The organism is Vreelandella glaciei (assembly GCF_013415125.1).
GTDB classification, from domain to species: domain Bacteria; phylum Pseudomonadota; class Gammaproteobacteria; order Pseudomonadales; family Halomonadaceae; genus Vreelandella; species Vreelandella glaciei.
The window spans coordinates 1-18431 of sequence record NZ_JACCDE010000041.1; the positions used below are offsets into that span (position 1 = coordinate 1).

General features: G+C 57.7%; 14 protein-coding genes and 1 pseudogene. 3 read left to right on the forward strand and 12 right to left on the reverse strand.

Features of this window, described 5'->3' with window-relative positions; genetic code table 11:
• Positions 1 to 88: 88 nt before the first annotated feature.
• From HZS80_RS23895 to HZS80_RS20665, 8 genes and pseudogenes are all read right to left on the reverse strand, one after another.
• Positions 89 to 205, reverse strand: a pseudogene (locus tag HZS80_RS23895) (serine dehydratase beta chain); the annotation flags it as partial.
• A gap of 325 nt (positions 206 to 530) precedes the next feature.
• The gene (purU, locus tag HZS80_RS20635) at positions 531 to 1397 is read right to left on the reverse strand and encodes a formyltetrahydrofolate deformylase (protein ID WP_179917161.1); all 867 of its coding nucleotides are present in this window, start codon (positions 1395 to 1397) and stop codon (positions 531 to 533) included.
• Positions 1398 to 1474: 77 nt separating this feature from the next.
• Positions 1475 to 2110, reverse strand: coding sequence for a sarcosine oxidase subunit gamma (locus HZS80_RS20640; RefSeq protein WP_179917162.1), 636 nt, complete (start codon positions 2108 to 2110; stop codon positions 1475 to 1477).
• Complete coding sequence (locus tag HZS80_RS20645) at positions 2103 to 5165, reverse strand: sarcosine oxidase subunit alpha family protein (RefSeq protein WP_179917163.1); 3063 nt, start codon at positions 5163 to 5165, stop codon at positions 2103 to 2105. Before HZS80_RS20645 ends, HZS80_RS20640 begins: the two co-directional genes overlap by 8 nt.
• A complete protein-coding gene (locus HZS80_RS20650) occupies positions 5162 to 5503 on the reverse strand; it encodes a sarcosine oxidase subunit delta (protein ID WP_027958313.1) in 342 nt (113 codons plus the stop codon). The genes HZS80_RS20645 and HZS80_RS20650 overlap by 4 nt, the downstream gene beginning before the upstream one ends.
• A gap of 24 nt (positions 5504 to 5527) precedes the next feature.
• Positions 5528 to 6778, reverse strand: coding sequence for a sarcosine oxidase subunit beta family protein (locus HZS80_RS20655; RefSeq protein ID WP_035560561.1), 1251 nt, complete (start codon positions 6776 to 6778; stop codon positions 5528 to 5530).
• A gap of 12 nt (positions 6779 to 6790) precedes the next feature.
• Complete coding sequence (glyA, locus tag HZS80_RS20660) at positions 6791 to 8104, reverse strand: serine hydroxymethyltransferase (protein ID WP_035560558.1); 1314 nt, start codon at positions 8102 to 8104, stop codon at positions 6791 to 6793.
• 286 nt (positions 8105 to 8390) lie between these two features.
• Positions 8391 to 9497 (reverse strand): FAD-binding oxidoreductase, encoded by a 1107-nt coding sequence (locus tag HZS80_RS20665; RefSeq protein ID WP_035560555.1) that lies wholly within the window; start codon positions 9495 to 9497, stop codon positions 8391 to 8393.
• A 364-nt stretch (positions 9498 to 9861) separates the two neighbouring features.
• Between HZS80_RS20665 and HZS80_RS20670 the strand changes: the two genes are divergently transcribed.
• Positions 9862 to 11148 (forward strand): aromatic ring-hydroxylating oxygenase subunit alpha, encoded by a 1287-nt coding sequence (locus HZS80_RS20670; protein ID WP_035560552.1) that lies wholly within the window; start codon positions 9862 to 9864, stop codon positions 11146 to 11148.
• Positions 11149 to 11281: 133 nt separating this feature from the next.
• Positions 11282 to 11908: a TetR/AcrR family transcriptional regulator gene (locus tag HZS80_RS20675; RefSeq protein ID WP_179917164.1), complete on the forward strand. Its 627-nt coding sequence runs from the start codon at positions 11282 to 11284 to the stop codon at positions 11906 to 11908.
• A gap of 53 nt (positions 11909 to 11961) precedes the next feature.
• On the opposite strand, the gene HZS80_RS20680 is transcribed toward HZS80_RS20675, so the two are convergent.
• Positions 11962 to 12792, reverse strand: coding sequence for a pyrroline-5-carboxylate reductase family protein (locus HZS80_RS20680; RefSeq protein WP_045812053.1), 831 nt, complete (start codon positions 12790 to 12792; stop codon positions 11962 to 11964).
• Positions 12793 to 12965: 173 nt separating this feature from the next.
• Between HZS80_RS20680 and HZS80_RS20685 the strand changes: the two genes are divergently transcribed.
• On the forward strand, positions 12966 to 15017 hold the full coding sequence (locus tag HZS80_RS20685; protein WP_179917165.1) for an oxidoreductase: 2052 nt from the start codon (positions 12966 to 12968) through the stop codon (positions 15015 to 15017).
• A gap of 40 nt (positions 15018 to 15057) precedes the next feature.
• Here HZS80_RS20685 and HZS80_RS20690 read toward each other — a convergent pair whose 3' ends face one another.
• From HZS80_RS20690 to HZS80_RS20700, 3 genes are all read right to left on the reverse strand, one after another.
• Complete coding sequence (locus HZS80_RS20690; protein ID WP_035560543.1) at positions 15058 to 15909, reverse strand: ABC transporter permease; 852 nt, start codon at positions 15907 to 15909, stop codon at positions 15058 to 15060.
• Positions 15910 to 15912: 3 nt separating this feature from the next.
• Positions 15913 to 17166 carry an ABC transporter permease gene (locus HZS80_RS20695; RefSeq protein ID WP_340162625.1) on the reverse strand — a complete coding sequence of 418 codons (1254 nt, stop codon included), beginning with the start codon at positions 17164 to 17166 and terminating at the stop codon, positions 15913 to 15915.
• A gap of 90 nt (positions 17167 to 17256) precedes the next feature.
• Entirely contained in the window at positions 17257 to 18366 is a 1110-nt protein-coding gene (locus tag HZS80_RS20700; RefSeq protein WP_144408552.1) for an extracellular solute-binding protein, read from the reverse strand.
• Positions 18367 to 18431: the final 65 nt, after the last annotated feature.

Genomic DNA, 18431 nt, shown 5'->3' on the forward strand with positions numbered 1-18431 from the left:
TTGTCGGTATCCCATGCTCTGCTTCACTTTGGTAGGTAAGGCAGAGAGGGTACCGGCGCTGGCCCTCCTGCCTCTACCTTGTGATCCAAAGTGCTGCGCTTATTCTATGAATCCAGGACTTAAAAGCCGCCTGCATGGGCCCGACGGTATGGGAACTGGAGGGGCCTACTCCAATCTTAAAAAGGTCGAAAACACTGATAGGCATTGGCGCACCTCTTGACGTATAAACAGGGGAAAGTCAGGCGGTGCCTGACAATTTCAATAAGTTATTGATGTGATAATAAATAAAACTAAGCTATCTTTTATTGATGATATTTTTATATTTATTAAATGATACTTTTAGGCACGGCTTATCACACATAACTTCTCACACATAACAAGGGGTTACTTATCGCTCTGGCAAAAGCTTAGTAACGACAGCAACCCAATTATCATAGCCAGCTCAAACTGTTTGCGTTTATTAACAACCGCATTAGGTAAAAAGCATTAGTCACAAAAAAGGCTAGTTACCAAAAACTAGTTGCCAAAAACTAGTTGCCAAAAACGACTGTGCGCCCTGAGTAAAAGAACACGCGGCGTTCTAAGTGATAGCTAATCGCTCTAGCCAGCGTTAGGCACTCGATATCACGCCCCTTGGCCACCAGATCCTCGGGGTAGTGGGTATGATCCACAGGCTCGACCCCTTGGGCAATAATCGGCCCTTCATCAAGGTCATTATTAATGTAGTGTGCCGTCGCGCCGACCAGCTTAACCCCTTTCTCATACGCCTGATGATAAGGCTTAGCGCCTTTAAAACCGGGCAGCAACGAGTGGTGAATATTGATGGCCCGACCGGCTAATAGCTCACACATAGAGGGGGAAAGTACCTGCATATACCTTGCCAGCACCACCAGTTCCGCGTTGGTATCCGCGATGATGTCGCGTACCTGGGCCTCCTGCTGCAATTTCGTCTCGGGCGTGATCGGCAGGTAGTGGTAGGGCAAATCGTGCCAGGCTGCCAATGGCTCCAGATCAGGATGATTGGAAATCACCGCTTTGATATCCAGAGGAAGCTGTCCTGTCCGATAACGGTAGAGCAGATCATTCAAGCAGTGATCGGCCTTGGAGACCATAATCACGGTGCCGGTGCGTTTGCCAGGGGCCGTCAATTCGAACTGCATATCGAATTCACTTGCCCGCGCTGAAAAATCGGTGTGAAAGCGCTCTTCATGAAACTCATCTTGCTCTGGGCGAAACTCGGCGCGAATGAAAAAGCGCCCGCCGAGCCGATCATCGAAAGAGTTGAGTTCGGTGATATAGCACTGCTGCTCTTTTAGAAAGCGTGTGACGACGTCTACCGTTCCTAAACGGCTTGGGCATTGGGCGGCCAGTATCCAGGTATCACTCATTCGGCTCATAGTGCATGCTTCTCAGTTAGCGGCAGACCGTTGCGGAAGATCATAGCGGCCGGAACAGCGTTCCGCGGCCTGCCCGCTTATTGTTGTACGTTGACGCCATACTCTGCCGCTGCATCCAGCAACCAGCGATAGCAGTAGTCGGCAAAGCTGCGCCGGATCACCAGTTCCCAGCGATCTTCACTGGGACGGCGAATGATGGTGGTCGCCTTGCCGAAGACGGTAGTGACACCCTTGCCCACCGGGAAGTGACTGGGATGCACGTCGTAGATCACCGTTTTCATCAGCAGCTCGCGCGCCGCCTCGCCGGAAATCTCGACCAGGGTCTGGCCGCCGCTGACGTCGCTGATCGCAAAGTGGGCGCTGCCCAGATGCTCGCGCAGCTTGGTCTCCAGCGGAAACTCCTCGCCGCCGGGCACGATCACCAGCCACTCGTCCGGGGAGAGCCACTGAATGGAGCGCTCGCCGCTGGCATCTTGCACCAACGCCTGGGGTTGTCCAGGCAAGCTAATGCCGAGCACGTCACGCACCGCCTCGTCGAGCACGATGGCGCCACCGCGCAGGATCAGATGCCCAAGCATTGCCCGCTCGCGTAGCTGAAGTCGGCTTGGGCCGCCGGCCTGGGGGGCACCGCTGCGACGATAGCTATAGGCTAACGGGGACTCTACCGGAATAGCGGTATCAGTACGGGTGTCGAAGGTGGCCGCGTTAGACATGCTGGCGCTCTCCCTTGGGGTCGTAGAAAATGGTGCTGACGATTTCAGCCTCATGGGTTTGTCCATCTGCCATGGGCAGGTAGACCGTATCACCCAGCTTCTGATGGCCACCCTTGACCACCGCTAGCGCAAAGCCTGAATCCAAAATCGGGCTGTAGTAGCTGGAGGTAACATGGCCCACCATCGGCATAGGGATCGCATGCTTGGGATCAAGCACGATCTGGGCCCCTTCTTCGAGGACCACCTTCGGGTCCTTCGGTCTGAGTCCCACCAACTGCTTGCGGTTCTCACGCTTGGTGTCACTGCGCGTCAGGGCACGCTTGCCAATCCATGAGTAGGGCTTGTCATAGCCTACACACCACTGCATGCCTAAGTCTTCCGGCGTCACGGAGCCGTCGGTTTCCTGACCCACGATGATGAAGCCCTTTTCAGCGCGCAGAACGTGCATGGTTTCGGTGCCATAGGGCGTCAAGCCATACTTCTCGCCATGCTTGAACAGGGTCTGCCACACATGCATGGCGTAGTTTGCCTGCACGTTGATCTCAAAGGTCAGCTCGCCCGTAAAAGAGATGCGGAAGACCCGTGCTGGCACCCCCGCCACTTTCCCGGATCGCCAATCCATAAACTTAAAGCTATCGCGGTCAAGATCGATATCACTGATCTCAGCGAGCAGCTTGCGCGCTTCCGGGCCAGTGATGGTCATGGTGGCCCAGTGGTCGGTCACTGAAGAGAAGTAAACATCCAGTTCCGGCCACTCGGTCTGATGCCACAACTCCAGCCATTCCAGGATCGCTGCCGCGCCACCGGTAGTGGTGGTCATCAAAAAGTGGTTATCGGCCAGGCAGCTGGTCACACCGTCGTCGGTGACCATGCCATCGTCTTTGCACATCAGACCGTAACGGCACTTGCCGACTGCCAACTTCTCCCACTTGTTGGTGTAAATCCGTGCCAGAAACTCACGCGCATCTGGCCCTTGGATATCAATTTTGCCAAGCGTCGAGGCATCGAGGATACCGACCTTCTCGCGCACCGCCAGGCACTCGCGAGCCACTGCCTCCGCCATACTCTCGCGTTCGCCATTGACGGCCCCTGCGCGTTTTTGTGGATAGTACCAGGGGCGCTTCCACTGGCCGACGTCCTCGAACTCGGCGCCGCGCTCTACGTGCCACTGGTGCAGCGCGGTGTAGCGCTCGGGGTCGAACAGGTCACGACAGTGGCGACCGACGATGGCACCGAAGGTGACCGGGGTATAGTTGGGACGGAACACCGTGGTGCCCACCTCAGGGATGGAGCGTTTCAGACAGCGGGCGGCAATCGCCATACCGTTGATATTGCCCAGCTTGCCCTGATCCGTACCGAAGCCCATCGCGGTGTAGCGCTTGATGTGCTCAATAGACTCAAAGCCCTCCCGGGTCGCAAGCTCGATCCCCGCCGCGGTGACGTCGTTCTGTAGGTCGACGAACTGCTTGGGACCACGCAGGGTAGGCTTCTCGTGAGGCACCTGGAAGAGCGCCACCGCAGGCCCTTGCTGCAGACGTTCAGCGCTCGGCAGAGTGACCGTCTGAACGGCATGGCCCATGGCGGCAGCTGCCTTGATGCCCGCCTCGACACCTTCCGCCAGCACGTCACCCAGGGCATAGGTGCCATTGACACCGCCACACGCCTGAACACCCTTCACCAGCCCCGGCACGAAGCCAATAATATCGTCGCGCCAGGTAGGCCGCGCGCCAGTGTGGGACGCTAGGTGAATCACCGGGCTGTAGCCCCCGGAGCTGGCAATGGTATCGCAGGCCAACTCCTGAACCGGGCCGCTCACTTTGAAAGCGACAATATCAATCTTGGCGACCCGTGCCGCGGTGACCCGATTGCTGCCCTTCGCCTCGATAACGGCGCTGCCCGTAATAATCTTGATGCCCTGGGCGCGGGCGGCATCCACCCAGTCGCTCGCCGGCGCCTCGCGGGCGTCCACGATAGCGACGACCTCGCAGCCGGCCTCTTTCCAGTCCAGGGCAGCGCGGTAGCCGTAGTCGTTGCTGGTGGAGAGCACCAGTTTGCGGCCCGGTGCCACGCCATAGCGGCGAATGTAGGTCGACACAGCGCCAGCCAGCATGTTGCCCGGCACGTCATTGCCCGCGTAGACCAGCGGACGCTCGTGGGCGCCCGTGGACAGGATCACCTGGCCAGCGCGAACCCGGTGCAGGCGTGCGCGCACCTGACGGTGGCCATTTTCCACCGGCGCCGTATCGCTTAGGTGCTCGGTACGCCGCTCATGCAGCGTCACAAAATTGTGGTCGTGATAACCGTTAGCCGTGGTGCGCGGCAGCAGCGTGACGTTTTCGCAACCGGCCAGCTCATCCAGCACCCGGGCCACCCACTGATCCGCCAGCTTGTCTTCTAGGGTTTCGCGGCTGGCCAGCAGCGAGCCGCCCATCTCTTCCTGCTCATCGGCCACCATCACCCGGGCGCCGCTGCGCGCGGCAGCCAGCGCTGCCGCCAGACCCGCGGCGCCTGCACCGACGACCAGCACATCGCAGTGCTGATTGAAGTGATTATAGTTATCCGGATCGGCTTCCATGGGGCTGCGGCCCAGTCCCGCCGCCTTGCGAATGTACTTCTCGTAGGTCAGCCACATCGACGCCGGCGCCATAAAGGTCTTGTAGTAGAAGCCCGGCGGCATAAACTGCCCGCCCAGCTTGCCGAACAGGCCCATCAGGTCGCGCTGTACGTTCGGCCAGCCATTGGTGCTGCTGGCGGCCAAACCTTCATATAGCGCCTGCTGGGTGGCGCGTACATTGGGCACCTGGGCCGCTTCACTGCTGCCTAGCTGTACGATGGCATTGGGCTCCTCGGCACCCGCAGCGACAATGCCGCGGGGCCGAGAGTATTTAAAGCTGCGGTTAACGATATCCACACCGTTAGCTAGCAGCGCCGAGGCCAGGGTATCCCCGGGGTGCCCTTGGTAACGCTGGCCGTTAAAGGTAAAGCTCAACGTGCGGGAGCGATCGATACGGCCGCCCGTGTTAAGGCGGAACACTTGTTGCTTGGACTGGCTCATGCCCGCACTCCTTCTTGTTGGCTTACCGCGGCGCCCTCGCGAGCCTGGCTCTGGCTGTCAGCGGTAATCGACGGCTGCTCGCCCATTTTGTAAGTCTCGAGAATCTCGTAGCTCACCGTGTGACGCGTCACGTTGAAAAACTTGCGGCAACCCACCGCATGCACCCACATTTCATGGTGAACGCCACGGGGGTTGTCACGGAAGAACAGGTAATTCCCCCACTCTTCGTCACTACACGCCTCGGGCTCCTTGGGGCGCTCGATATGCGCCTGGCCCTTGGGGTGGAATTCCTCTTCCTCACGGTGTTCGCCGCAGTAGGGGCAGTAGATATAGAACATGCGAATACTCCTCTCGTATGAACCCTAGTGGGCAACGCCGGCAGCGCCGTGCTCGTCGATCAGCGCACCGCTGTGGAAGCGGAACATGGAGAACGGCTCGGCGATGGGATGCATTTCCCCCTTGGCCAGGCTGGCGGCAAACACATGCCCCGACCCTGGCGTCGCCTTGAAACCGCCGGTGCCCCAACCGCAGTTGAAGTACAGACCTTTCACCGGTGTTTTGGAGATGATCGGGCAAGCGTCCGGGCAGGTATCGACGATGCCGCCCCACTGACGGTTCATGCGCACCCGAGAGAAGATTGGGAACATTTCAACGATCGCCTGGAGCGTGTGCTCCACGGTGGGATAACTGCCGCGCTGGCCATAGCCGTTATAGCCGTCGATGCCCGCGCCGATCACCAGGTCGCCCTTGTCGGACTGGCTGATGTAGCCATGCACCTGGTTCGACATCACCACCGTATCGAGAATAGGTTTGATCGGCTCAGAGACTAAGGCTTGCAGCGGATGGGACTCCAACGGCAGGTTAAAGCCGCCCATATTGGCCAGCACAGAGGAGTTACCGGCAGTCACACAACCGACGGTTTTGGCTTCAATATCGCCACGGTTGGTGTGTACGCCGTAGATCTGGCCGTCACGAATCTTGAAGCCGGTGACTTCGGTCTGCTGAAGGATATCCACCCCATGCGCATCGGCACCACGGGCATAGCCCCAGGCTACCGCATCGTGGCGCGCCACGCCGGCGCGCGGCTGCCAGGAGGCGCCCATCACCGGGTAGCGAGCGTTCTTGGAGCAGTCCATAATCGGCACTAGCTCCTGCACTCCTTTGGCGTCTAAAACTTCACCGTCGATACCGTTCAGCCGATTGGCATTCACCCGACGCTGGATATCGCGCATGTCCTGCAGGGTATGCCCGAGGTTGAGCACCCCACGCTGAGAGAACATCACGTTATAGTTCAGATCCTGCGAGAGCCCTTCCCACAATTTCATGGCATGTTCGTAAAGGACGGCCGATTCGTCCCATAAATAGTTGGAACGCACGATAGTGGTATTACGGGCGGTGTTGCCGCCGCCCAGCCAACCTTTCTCAATCACCGCCACGTTCTTGACGCCGAACTCTTTCGCCAAGTAGTAGGCCGTGGCCAAGCCGTGACCGCCACCACCGACGATGATTACATCGTACTGCTTCTTGGGTGTGGGGTTGCGCCACTGGCGCTCCCAGTTCTCGTGGTGGCTCAGCGCGTGCTTGACCAGGCCGAAGCCGGAATAGCGTTGCATAGGGGTCTCCTCTCAAGCGATGGCTTCGACGGCTTCAGCGACAGTTTCAGCGTAGACAGGATGCCGGGCACACACATCAGCCACTTTGGCTTGCACTTTAGCTTCAATGGCAGCGGTGTCTTTGCCTGCAGCCAACTCGTCCAAGATGTCGCAAATCCATCCCGCCAGCTCACTACATTCCTCGGCATCGAAACCGCGTGTGGTGACCGCTGGGGTTCCAATACGCAGGCCGGACGTTACGAAGGGGCTTTGCGGGTCGTTGGGCACCGTGTTTTTATTCACCGTAATATGTGCGCGGCCAAGTGCAGCATCCGCATCTTTACCGGTAATGCCTTGGCGGATAAGCGAAACCAAAAAGAGGTGGTCGTCGGTGCCGCCAGACACTACGTCGTAGCCACGCTCCATGAACACCTTGGCCATCGCCCGGGCGTTATCGATCACCTGCTGCTGATAGCGCACAAACTCCTGGTTCATGGCTTCCTTAAACGCCACCGCCTTAGCGGCAATCACATGCATCAGCGGGCCGCCCTGCTGGCCTGGAAAAACCGCGCCATTGAGCTTTTTATACAGCGCTTCGTCACCATGAGCGGAGAGAATCAAGCCACCCCGTGGGCCACGTAGCGTTTTATGGGTGGTGGTGGTGACCACATGAGCGTAAAGCAGCGGGCTCGGATAGAGACCAGCGGCCACCAGGCCAGCGACGTGGGCCATATCGACCATCAACCAAGCGCCTACCTCATCGGCGATGGCACGAAAACGCCGCCAGTCCACCACGCGAGAGTAAGCGGAGAAACCTGCGATGATCATCTTCGGCTGGTGCTCGCGAGCTAAGCGCTCGACTTCTTCGTAATCGATCTCACCGGTTTCCGGCTTGAGGCCATACTGTACGGCGTTGTAATGCTTACCCGAGAAGTTGGGTGCAGCACCATGGGTTAAGTGGCCGCCGTGGGCTAGGCTCATACCCAATACCGTATCGCCCGGCGATACCAGTGCCATGAACACAGCGGCATTGGCCTGGGCTCCGGAGTGCGGCTGCACATTGGCATAATTGGCGCTAAACAGGTTACAAGCTCGCTCAATGGCGAGAGCTTCAACCTTGTCAACGAACTCACACCCGCCGTAGTAACGGCGACCTGGATACCCTTCTGCGTACTTATTGGTCAGCTGTGTACCTTGCGCTTCCATGACAAGTTTGCTGGCGTAATTTTCGGAGGCGATCAATTCAATATGTGCTTCTTGGCGAACCGTTTCTTCAGCAATTGCCTCAGCAAGCAACGCGTCGTAATTGGCCAAGCGGGCGTTGGGCGAAAAATTATTTTGAAGCATTACCGCCTCCTGATGAGTCACTTTTTTATTAAGTGCTGAACATACTCTTTAATGCTGATAAACCCAGGTCGCTTGCAACCAAAGTCCCTATCAACGCGTTGTTACCGCGATACTATCGTTGGTGTCCGGCCCCAAGATGCTTACCGACGTCACCACACGATGTATTTGCGACATCGGCAACATTTAGCCGATACCACGCCTGACGCCGCCAAAAAAGCAAAGCGCCCTTGACGGACGAGTAACCGTTTAGGGCGCTTATGACTCAGCAGCAAGATACTTGTATGGGCTAAAAATCCACCACCAGATCCCCTTTAGGCCGACTACAGCAAGATAGAATGTAGCCCTCTTCAACATCTTCTTCGGTAATACCGCCGTTATGTTCCATTTCCACCTCACCTGATTTGAGTTCTACTCGGCAAGTACCGCAAATCCCCATACCGCAAGCTTTGGGAATATGCAGGCCCAGCTTCGCTGCTGCCGCATGAACCGTCTCACCCGGTTGGATACGGACACTTTTCCCTGAAGACGCAAATTCAATGCTGTGCAATTCACTGGTATCGACATTTTCGGCGTCAACCTCTGCCTGCTCGGCCAGCTCACGTACCTCCTCACGAACGTCGACCGGCGTGGCGCCAAACAACTCTTCATGGTAGTGGTTCATGTCAAAGTTGTGGTGTCGCAGGATACGTTTGATGGCATCCATGTAGGGCGCCGGCCCACAACAAAAGATCTCCCGCTCCATAAAATCCGGCACCATTAGCTCGAACAGCGGCTGGGTGAGATAACCACGATAGCCAGCCCAGGCCTCACCAATATCTTCCTTGCTCTCGCAAATGATATGCAGCTTGAATTCAGGGATGCGCGAAAACATATGCACCAGCTCACGATGATAAATCACATCACGCGGGGCGCGGGCACTGTGTATGAACTCAACGTCGACAGCGGCATTGGTATCGAAAAGCCAGCGCGTCATGGACATCAAGGGCGTAATGCCGACACCGCCGGAGAGAAACAGCACTTTCTCGGCGGGGTAATCGATAGAGTTAAAATTGCCGACCGGCCCGTGCACGGCCAGCTCGTCGCCTACCTTTAAATTGGTATGCAGCCAATTGGATACCTTGCCCCCCGGCACCTGTTTGACGGTGATTGAAAAGCTGTAAGGAATCGAGGGAGAGCTGGAAATCGTATAGGAGCGCATGATCGGCTGATGATCAATCTCAAGCTCCAGCGTCACGAACTGACCCGGCTTGAAGAAGAACAGCACAGGCTGCTCGGCCATAAAACAGAACGTGCGTACATCCTGGGTTTCCTGGATCACCTTGACGCACCGCACCTGGTGACGGCCATTGGTCCAGGTTTGGGTCGTGACCGGATTGAAGAAATTAGTTGTCATTATCGCCTCTGCCTGAACAGGCTTCATCACTATGCATCGCCGAACCGTATTTGCGATACAGCCAGCACCTTTGAGCTGCATTTTGGGTATGCACTTGCTAACCGACTTACCTGACAGCGACTCACACTTACCTCGTGCCACTCTCTATCGTTTAGAAACCTCTTTTTTAGTCGCCGCTACGCCATCGAATGTCGCGGGCAGATAATTGGCAGTGCAGCGCCTGCAACACAATCGGTGCCTGACGTCAGGCCACATTTAAATCAAACGCCAGGTTACGCAACAGAACAACAAGAGACGCAATCTTGACTATCGGCCGATTCGCAGCCCTTTGAGGGGGGAGCGGAGGTTTACGAGGATACTGGTAATGGAAAAAAGTGTTTCTAACCGGATGGATGACCCACTCGCCGAGGCGCGGGCGGCAACGGTCCAGATGCTTCAGGAAAGAGGGCGTACCTTTTCGCTTCCGCAACCGTTTTATAACGATGCCCGCCTGTTCGCGCTTGATATGCAGGAGGTGTTCGAGAAGGAATGGCTGTTTGCTGGCATGACGTGCGAGATCCCGGCCAAGGGTAACTTCATGACACTGGATATTGGTGATAACCCCATTGTCATCGTGCGCGGCAGTGAAGGCATTATTCATGCGTTTCACAATGTATGCCGCCACCGCGGGTCGCGTCTTTGCACGAAAGATAAGGGCAAGGTGGCCAAGCTCGTCTGCCCCTACCACCAGTGGACCTACGAACTTGATGGTCGATTGCTGTTTGCCGGCAGCGACATGGGCACTGACTTCGACCTCAACCAGTTTGGCCTCAAGCCGGTCAACCTGCGCACTGCCGGCGGCTTCATCTTTATCAACCTAAGCGATGAGCCGCCCGCCATTGATGACTTTCTGACAACGCTTGAGCACTATCTCGAGCCGTACCAGATGGACAACGTCAAGGTCGCCACCGAGTCCAGTATCGTCGAGCAAGCCAACTGGAAACTGGTTATCGAAAACAACCGTGAGTGCTATCACTGCAACGGCGCTCATCCTGAGCTACTAAACTCGCTGCAGGAATTTGATGACACCGACGACCCGCGCGCAACGCCCGCCTACAAAGCGCTGGTGGCCCGCAAACAGGCCGACTGGGACGGGGAGAAGGTTCCTCACCAGTTGACGCGGCTTGGCAAGCGCAACCGCTTGACCCGCACGCCGCTGCTGGATGGCATTGTGTCGATGACGATGGACGGCCAACCCGGCTGTCAGAAGCTGATGGGGCGCTTATCAAGCCCTGACATGGGCTCCCTGCGCATTCTGCATCTGCCCAACTCATGGAACCACTTCATGGGCGATCATGCGGTGGTATTTCGCGTGCTGCCGCTTGGCCCGCAACAAACTGTGGTGACCACCAAGTGGCTGGTTCACAAGGACGCCGTGGAAGGCGTTGACTACAACCCTGAAAAGTTGCGCCGCGTGTGGGATGCTACCAACGATCAGGACCGCCAACTCGCCGAGGAGAACCAGCGCGGCATTAACTCCAAGGCTTACCAACCCGGTCCTTACTCTGAAACCTATGAGTTCGGTGTTATCGACTTTATCGACTGGTACGCTGCTCGTATGCTTGAGAATTTAGAACACGATGCGCCGATGTTACATTTAGCCCGAGGTTAAAACGTGAAGGATCAAGGCAGCGACGTTTACCGTCACTAGGACTTAGCCAGAGTAGCTGACAACTTGTACACATAAGAGACACCTGTGTACACTTTGCCACACTATTCCTAGACTATTCTTAGAGACCTGCTCAATGCCACCCACCGATACGCCCGCCGCTAAGGGCTCCCAAGACGTCTGGCTTGATGCAGCGTTTGAGCTGCTACTGGAATCCGGCGTCGATAGCGTGCGCATTCTTTCCCTTGCCAAGCGACTAAAGCTTTCTCGGACCAGTTTCTACTGGTTCTTCAAGGATCGCGAGGCACTGCTGGAGGCACTGATTGCACGCTGGCGTGAAAAGAATACCCAAGGGCTAGTGCATCAGACCGAAGCCTATGCCGAGAATATCGTCGAGGCGATGCTCAATGTCTTCGACTGCTGGCTGGACCCTAAACTGTTCGACTCCCCGCTAGAGTTCGCCATGCGCAGCTGGGCGCTACAGTCAGCATCCGTAGTGAGTGAAATCGATGCGGCTGATGCCACCCGTATCGAAGCACTGGCGCGAATGTTCCAGCGTTACGGCTATGATCCGCTGGCGGCCAACGTTCGGGGCCGCACCATCTACCTAACCCAGATCGGCTATATCTCGATGAAGACCCAGGAACCGCTCGAGGTGCGCATGCAGCGCATCCCCGCCTATGTCGAAATCTTCACCGGCCAGCCGCCTGGTTCCAGGGAATTGCAACGCTTCCATGCCCGCCATGGTTATATAGCGGAATAGAGGAATAAGGACGCTTAAGAGACGCAATGTTCCGTTCTGCGCTCTCCCAAACCTCAGCCTTCAGTTAGGGTGTTACGGCTATGGGGCGCTTTATCCGTGCCATTGGCTACCCGATGGGCCGCCTCAAGCCCACGATGAACCGCTTGGTCGATTCCCTCATCCAGCATTGTTCGCAGCCCCTGGGCCGTGGTGCCGTCATAAGCAATCAGTCGCTCAACCATATCACCGGGATCGGTTCCCAGCCTTTCCAGCAGCAGGCTGCCGCCTACCAGGGTCTGCATGACGGCCTCAAGTGCGATATCGTCGGCGATCCCCATCTGCTTGGCGTGCTCCAACATTGATTGCGCCAGCAAAGCGGGGTAAGCAGGCCCAGCCCCACTCAAGGCCGTCAGATAATCGAGATCACGCTCGTTGGCGACCTCCCGTGCTTTGCCGCAGCTCTCCAACAACGTTTGAACTAGTCGCTTGTCAGCCTCTGTGACCTGCTGGGCGGCAAACCAGGGAAAATAGGCCCGACGGATTTCCGCCGCCGCGTTCGGCATGGCACGCACTACCCGGCTACCCCCCACTCGACTAGAGACCTCCTGCAAGGAAGCCATCGCCAACAGGGAGATAACCAACTTCCCGCCAGCATCGATATCGACGCTGGCGAGATCTTGCGGACGTACCGAAAGAATGACGACGTCAACCAACCCGACCAATTCACGGTTGTTCTTAACACAGCGAACGCCACGCCAATCACGGTAAGCATTGCTGCTCCCGGAGCGCGATGAAACGACTAATCGATCAGCAGACACAATACCCTGCTCCAGGAGGGCAAGCCCGAGAGCCCGCCCCATCCACCCCTGTCCACCGATAATTCCAATCACAAAGTTTTGCTCCATTTCCCCGCCTCCTAGCCCATAAACCAACCTCGTGCCAGCAGCGCTCCTACTATGTGATGACGACCTGCTCTGTCCACAGCTTTGCCGCCATGTACATATATGAACATTATATTGACAACTATGAACATTGACGCCTAAATTTGTCAAATACACAATAAAATAGAGCGCTTCCCATGGATAACGATCCGCTGCTGCAGCCCTTCCAGCTCAAGCATCTAACCCTGAAAAACAGGCTTATGATGACAGCCCATGAGCCCGCTTATCCTGAGGATGGGATGCCCAAGGCACTCTACCGTGCCTACCACGTCGAGCGCGCCAAGGCAGGCCTTGGCCTAACCATGACGGCAGGATCCGCGGCGGTGGCCAAGGACAGCCCACCCGTGTTCAACAACATCCTCGCCTATAAGGATGAAGTAGTGCCCTGGATGCATGAGCTGACCGACGCCTGTCACGAGCACGGCACCGCAGTGATGATCCAACTCACCCACCTGGGCCGGCGCACCCGTTGGGACAAGGGCGACTGGCTGCCAGCGGTGTCGCCTTCTCATCGTCGCGAGGCGTCCCACCGCGCCTTTCCCAAGCAGGTAGAGGATTGGGATATCGAGCGCCTGATCCGAGACTACGCCGATGCCGCCGAACGCATGCATTCCGCCGGCCTCGATGGCATCGAACTGCAGGCCTATGGCCACCTGATGGATCAGTTCTGGTCGCCACTGACCAATACCCTTGAGGGGCCTTATGGCGGGGATCTCGATAACCGGCTGCGTTTCACCTTCGACGTGCTGCGCGCCATTCGCCAGCGGGTTGGCGAGGCGTTCATCGTCGGCGTGCGCTACACCGGCGACGAGATGCTGCCGGGTGGGCTGACGTCCGGCGACGGGATGGAGATCTCACGGCGCTTGAAGGACAGCGGTTTGGTCGACTTTCTCAACGTGGTTCGTGGCCACATCGACACCGATGCGGGGCTCACCGACGTGATTCCCATCCAGGGCATGCCCAGCGCCCCGCACCTGGATTTCGCCGGTGAAATACGTCGCGAGATCGACTTTCCCACCTTCCATGGCGCCAAGATCCAGGATGTCGCCACTGCCCGTTATGCCATCGCCTCAGGCAAGGTCGACATGATCGGCATGACCCGCGCCCACATGGCCGACCCCCATATCGTGCGCAAGATTGCCGAAGGGCGAGAGGAAGAGATTCGCCCCTGCGTCGGCGCCAACTACTGCCTTGATCGCATCTATCAAGGCGGCGCCGCCTACTGCATTCATAACGCTGCCACCGGGCGCGAAACCACCATGCCGCACACCATTTCCAAGGCGGCACAGCAACGGCGAGTCGTGATTATCGGCGCGGGGCCAGCAGGGTTAGAAGCCGCTCGTGTTGCCGGTGAGCGTGGCCACTCGGTGGTGGTGTTCGAAGCCGCCAGCGATGCTGGCGGGCAGATACGTCTCACGGCGCAGAGTGAGCGACGTCGTGAGATGCTGGGCATCATCGATTGGCGCCTGGCGCGCTGTGATGCACTCGGCGTCGAGATTCGCTACAACGTCTGGGCCGAGGCCGAGGACGTGCGCGCCGAAAAGCCGGATGCGGTGATCGTGGCCACCGGCGGCTACCCCATGGAAGATCAGCCCGCGGTCGGCAGCGACTTAGTCGTCAATACCTGGGACATCCTCTCCGGGCACGTGCCACCGGGCAAACGGGTGTTGCTGTTCGACGATGCAGGCGACCATGCTGCTCTACAGGCGGCAGAGATCATTGCCGCCGCAGGGGCCGAGCTTGAAATCATGACGCCGGACCGTACCTTCTCCGCAGAGATCATGGCCATGAACCTGGTGCCCTACATGCGTTCCCTGCAGCGTGCCAACGTCACCTTCACGCCGACTTACCGGCTGAAGTCCGTGCAGCGCGACGGCAGTGAACTGCTCGCCGAAATCACCAGCGATTATGCCATTCATGGCCAGCAGGATAGTGGGCATGAGCGGCGTATCGACCAAGTGGTCGTCAACTACGGCATCACACCGATGGCCGATATCTATTTCGAGCTAAAACCGCACGCCAGCAACCGCGGCAAGGTGAATTACGATGACCTGATCGTGGGCGCCCCCCAGAGCGTGACTAGCAACCCGGATGGCCGCTTCCAGCTGTTTCGGATCGGTGATGCTGTCGAGTCCCGCAACACCCACGCGGCTATCTACGACGCGCTCAGGTTGGTCAAAGACCTTTAGTTTTCGCATCAAACCGGCGCGCTACCAATGCTGCTTGGGCTTAGTCTGGCGAGAGCCCCCGCAGACGCTCACTGCGCCGGCGTAATAGCTCAAGGGTAGTGAGCAGCAACATCGAGAGCAGCACCAGCATGGTCGCCACGGCTAGGATCGTCGGGCTGATCTGCTCGCGAATGCCCGACCACATCTGGATCGGCATGGTGCGCTGTTCAGGGCCTGCAATGAACAGCACCACGACGACTTCATCGAATGAAGTAATAAAGGCAAACAGCGCCCCTGACACCACCCCCGGCGTGACCAGTGGTAGCACCACCTTGAAGAAGGTCCGAGTGGGATTGGCGCCGAGGCTATGCGCGGCGCGGATCAGCGTGGTGTCGAAGCTCGATAGCGTGGCCGTCACGGTGATGACCACGAAGGGAATGCCGAGCGCCGTATGCGCCAGGATCACGCCTACGTAGGTCTGGGCGAGATTGACCTTGGAAAAGAAGAAGAACATCGCCGCCGCGGAGATGATCAGCGGCACGATCATCGGCGAGATCAACAGTGCCATGATTGCGCCACGCGCCGGCATGTGCCGACTCGACAACCCCAGCGCCGCAACGGTCCCCAGCACCGTGGCCAGCAGTGTGGACGCGATACCGATGATGAAGCTGTTCTTGATAGCGTTGAGCCATTCGCTTGAGGTAAAGAAATCCTGATACCAGCGCAACGAATAACCGGCCGGGTCGAAGGCCACCATTTTTTTACTGAAAGTGAAGTAGGGCTCGGCATTGAACGACAGCGGGATGATCACCAGTAGCGGCCCTATCAGGAACAGAAAGACCAGGCCACAGATAAACAGAAAGAGATAGTGCCAGATGCGCTCGCCACGGGTGGCGTAGGAAGGAATGGCCATGGTTTACCCCAGCTTGACCTTGTCGACGCCGATCAGACGGTTGAACACCAGATAGCAAATAATCACCACGAACAGCAGGATGGAGGCAATCGCGGCGGCCAGCCCCCAGTTGAGCGATGTCTGCATATGGTAGGCAATGTAATTAGTGATAAAGCGCCCCGACTGCCCGCCCACCAGCGCTGGCGTGATGTAGTAGCCGATCGACAGGATAAACACCAGGATCCCGCCAGCGGCAATGCCCGGGATCGTCAGCGGAAAGTAGACCCGACGGAAACTCAGAAACGGTTTGCCTCCCAACGAGCGTGCCGCGCGCATGTAGCTGGGCGGGATGGTCTTCATCACCGAGTAGAGCGGTAGGATCATAAACGGCAGCAGGATATGCGTCATGGCGATGATCGTGCCCATCTTGTTGTGGATCATCTGCCACCGCGCCTCATCGGCAATCACACCAAGGGCCACCATCACGTCGTTGAGCACGCCCTGTGACTGCAGGATAGCGATCCAGGTAGTGGTGCGCACCAGCAGTGAGGTCCAGAACGGCAGCAGTACTAGAATCATCAGCAGATTGGAGTGACGCGCGGGAAGACTCGCCAGCAGAAAAGCCACCGGAAAACCAAGCAGTAGCGTTAGGCCAGTGATAACGGCGCTCATCCACAGCGTTCGCCAAAATAGCGTGGCATGAATCTGCATATGCTCTGGCACTTGGACGATCTCACCGTCCGGGCTCAACTGGAGATCGACCGCCGCCAGATAATACGAAATCGTATAGGGAGACGCTTCGCGCTGGATCAGCTTCCAGGTATCGAGTTCCCCCCAGGTGTTATTGACCTCAATGAGTGACTCGCGATAGGGCGGTTCCAACGTGCCGACACGGCGCGCCGTGCGGCTGATGGTCGAACGCATGCCCGACTTTTCGTAGTTCAGTCGGCTGGACAATAGGCCCAGATTGCGTTCCTGCTGGCCTTCGCGGAGATCCTCGGCCAAGGCCGCAAAGGTGGCTTCATCAGGTAACGACTCACCGTTCCAGCCTTCCAGAGCTGAAACGGTACGCGATAGGTGGGTAGACACTTCAGGATTATCAACACTGCGCCACAGCATTTCGAACAAAGGCATCAGGAAGGCGATGAACAGAAATGCCAGTAGCGGCGCCACCAGCAACAGCGCCTTTATTTTCGAGCGTCGCACAGTACGACGTAGGCTGACCTTGAGCGGCACACCATCGGCCGTTGTCAAAGGAGCTGCAGGCGGTTCGGACACGTAGGTCTCTCCATCTGGCGAAAGAAGTGATCAGCAACGATCGGCTATCGGCATGCCGCCGCCCAGTTTTCACCGAGCGGCGGCAGGAGCTTACTGGGACAGCCAGGCGTTAAAACGCTGGGTCAGCTCATCGTTGTAGTCGGCCCAGAACAGGTCGTCTTTTTGCAGTGCCGTTTCGAAGTTCGGCTCGTAGGTTGGCATATGCGGCGTCATCTCTATGCCGGTTTCGGCATGGGTGGACACCAGTTCAGAAGAAGACAGACGTGCCGGACCATAGGAGATGTACTGGGCCTGATCGGCGAGGCGCTGGGTATCGGTGGCGAAGTGGAGGTAATCCTTCACCTTGTCGAGCTTGCCGGTGGGCACAACCCAGCCATCCAACTCGAACACCTGCGCGTCCCAAATGATCTCGAAAGGTTGGTCTTCAGTGACCATGGCATTGAAGATCCGGCCATTGTAGGCGGAGGCAAAGGCGACTTCCTGATCGGCCAACAGCTGAGGCGGCTGGGCGCCTTCTTCCCACCAGATGACTTCGTCTTTGATGGTATCGAGCTTGTCGAAGGCACGCTGTACGCCCTCTTCGGTCTCGAGCATGGCGTAGACCTCGTCACGCTCGACGCCATCGGCGATCAAGGCCCATTCCATGTTGTTGATCGGCTTACGCAGCAGGGCTCGCTTGCCGGGATAGTTTTCCAGGTCGAAGACATCCTCGATGGTGCTGGGCTGGTCGTCTTCGGGAAACATCTCGCTATTAAAGGCGACGATATTGGAATAGACGATGGAGGCCACGAAGCAGTCACCCAAGGCACCGTCGACGAAATCCTCGCTGGGCGGCGTGCCATCCGGGGCGTCGGCCAGCAGCTCATCGTGATCAAGCGGCTCGATAAGCCCTTCGGCACAGGCGATCATGGCATCGGCGGGAAGCATGTCGACCAGATCCCAGGTCACGTTGCCAGCCTGGGATTGAGCACGCAGGCCCGCCAGGGCGTTACCGCTGCGGTCAATGTTGACGATCTCGTCGCCGGTCTTCTCCATCCACGGTTTATCGTAAGCTTCGTGCTGGCTCATGCTGTAAGCACCGCCCCAGGACACAATGTTCAACGTCTGCTGGGCATGGGCGCTGACCGCCACGGCGAGAGTCGACAGCCCCACGACAGCGATACCTGTCTTGAGAACACGCTTGCGGATAATAGCCTTCATAGAGTTTCTCCGTTTGTTGTTGCACTTGCCGTCGGCACCAGGGGATGCCGCGATACTAATAGCTT

What these genes read in the sequence shown, in the direction of transcription:
- purU (WP_179917161.1), bottom strand. Translation starts at nt 1,397, where the DNA reads ATGAGCCGAATGAGTGATACCTGGATACTGGCCGCCCAATGCCCAAGC.
- HZS80_RS20640 (WP_179917162.1), bottom strand. Translation starts at nt 2,110, where the DNA reads ATGTCTAACGCGGCCACCTTCGACACCCGTACTGATACCGCTATTCCG.
- HZS80_RS20645 (WP_179917163.1), bottom strand. Translation starts at nt 5,165, where the DNA reads ATGAGCCAGTCCAAGCAACAAGTGTTCCGCCTTAACACGGGCGGCCGT.
- HZS80_RS20650 (WP_027958313.1), bottom strand. Translation starts at nt 5,503, where the DNA reads ATGTTCTATATCTACTGCCCCTACTGCGGCGAACACCGTGAGGAAGAG.
- HZS80_RS20655 (WP_035560561.1), bottom strand. Translation starts at nt 6,778, where the DNA reads ATGCAACGCTATTCCGGCTTCGGCCTGGTCAAGCACGCGCTGAGCCAC.
- glyA (WP_035560558.1), bottom strand. Translation starts at nt 8,104, where the DNA reads ATGCTTCAAAATAATTTTTCGCCCAACGCCCGCTTGGCCAATTACGAC.
- HZS80_RS20665 (WP_035560555.1), bottom strand. Translation starts at nt 9,497, where the DNA reads ATGACAACTAATTTCTTCAATCCGGTCACGACCCAAACCTGGACCAAT.
- HZS80_RS20670 (WP_035560552.1), top strand. Translation starts at nt 9,862, where the DNA reads ATGGAAAAAAGTGTTTCTAACCGGATGGATGACCCACTCGCCGAGGCG.
- HZS80_RS20675 (WP_179917164.1), top strand. Translation starts at nt 11,282, where the DNA reads ATGCCACCCACCGATACGCCCGCCGCTAAGGGCTCCCAAGACGTCTGG.
- HZS80_RS20680 (WP_045812053.1), bottom strand. Translation starts at nt 12,792, where the DNA reads ATGGAGCAAAACTTTGTGATTGGAATTATCGGTGGACAGGGGTGGATG.
- HZS80_RS20685 (WP_179917165.1), top strand. Translation starts at nt 12,966, where the DNA reads ATGGATAACGATCCGCTGCTGCAGCCCTTCCAGCTCAAGCATCTAACC.
- HZS80_RS20690 (WP_035560543.1), bottom strand. Translation starts at nt 15,909, where the DNA reads ATGGCCATTCCTTCCTACGCCACCCGTGGCGAGCGCATCTGGCACTAT.
- HZS80_RS20700 (WP_144408552.1), bottom strand. Translation starts at nt 18,366, where the DNA reads ATGAAGGCTATTATCCGCAAGCGTGTTCTCAAGACAGGTATCGCTGTC.